This window comes from Pseudoalteromonas phenolica (genome assembly GCF_005886345.1).
GTDB classification, from domain to species: Bacteria; Pseudomonadota; Gammaproteobacteria; order Enterobacterales; family Alteromonadaceae; genus Pseudoalteromonas; species Pseudoalteromonas phenolica_A.
Map to the genome: position 1 here is coordinate 1 of NZ_PNEC01000094.1, position 944 is coordinate 944.

General features: G+C 37.5%; 1 protein-coding gene. It reads right to left on the reverse strand.

Translation table 11 applies throughout. The features are described from left to right. Positions 1-509: 509 nt before the first annotated feature. Positions 510-914 (reverse strand): DUF5412 family protein, encoded by a 405-nt coding sequence (locus CWB72_RS20160; protein ID WP_138635193.1) that lies wholly within the window; start codon positions 912-914, stop codon positions 510-512. Positions 915-944: the final 30 nt, after the last annotated feature.

Consider the following 944-nt stretch of genomic DNA (forward strand, 5'->3'; position numbering starts at 1 on the left):
CTTATACAGATCTGAGGTTAATTAATTTGTTAGGTGAACAAAGAACCAAGCTTATGGTTGCGATTTTATTTTATGCCCACATTTGCAGCAGTAAAAAAACTTATACACGAATTCATTGGGTAGTAGCCATATTTGAAGCTTACTACGATCAGTTTCGAGTCGTTTAACTACAACACCTGAATGAACCAATGCTCTCTTGTTACAGCTAGGACATTTATAAAATGCTGTAACCATTATCGCTGACCAACCAAGAGCCACTGTAAAAATTAGAAATGGTACAAAGAACTCTTGAGAGATAAAAATAACTGGGACAATTAGCCAAAACAATTTAGCCGTTACAGAAGATGCCAACCAATAATAATTGTACAAATATTTATTCAAGACACCGATCCCGAGTGTTCACCTAACGCCTCGCATAACGGGCTAATAATGCTTGGTTAAAATTGGTGAGGCACGAACCAAGCCAAGCTTTATTAGTCCATGCGTTGATGCGTTTGTTAGCTGTATGGTTACTCATATTTAACTACAACTTTATTAAACCATCCATAACTAGTTTCTGATAAATATTCTTGCCCATTAAGCCTTTGAGATATCTTTATTGTAGAGTTATCCAACCACTCCACACCTGGCGCCACTTCGTTTGGGTGCCCTGGTATGATGAATATATTGGCTGATTCATTTGGTAGCTTAACATCTGCGCCTAAAATAGAAATCTGAGTAGAAAACCCTGTAGTTGCACCACAATCACGCTGGAACACTACTATCCGATTTTTGTTATCAGGTGAATAAGCTTCCGCATGGAGATAATTGCCACACATATCGGGGAAAGTAAAATATACCCATAAGATAAAAAGTGTAGAAATTACCCCAGCTAAAATACCTAGCCGAACTATAAGTTTTATTATGAAGTCCATTGAATACAGCTAACGAATGAGATGGACTCC